Raw genomic sequence first — 257 nt, forward strand, 5'->3', positions numbered from 1 at the left:
GACCGACTCGATCACCTCGCGCACCGAGAAGCCGGTGCCGTTGCCGAGGTTGCAGATCAGGTGCTCGCCCGGCTTCGCCGCGTCCAGCGCCAGCAGGTGCGCCTCGGCCAGGTCCGCGATGTGGATGTAGTCGCGGATGCAGGTGCCGTCCGGCGTCGGGTAGTCCTCGCCGAACACCGCGATGTGCGGACGCTGCCCCAGCGCCGCCTGGAACACCAGCGGGATCAGGTGCGACTCCGGCTCGTGCCGCTCCCCGT

At 70.8% G+C, this 257-nt stretch carries 1 protein-coding gene; it reads right to left on the bottom strand.

Annotation, left to right across the window (positions count from 1 at the left end):
• On the bottom strand, window positions 1-257 hold a 257-nt coding region (locus OO57_RS38185; protein WP_033257545.1), incomplete at both ends, for an NAD-dependent epimerase/dehydratase family protein.

This window comes from Kitasatospora phosalacinea, assembly GCF_000717185.1.
GTDB classification, from domain to species: domain Bacteria; phylum Actinomycetota; class Actinomycetes; order Streptomycetales; family Streptomycetaceae; genus Kitasatospora; species Kitasatospora phosalacinea_A.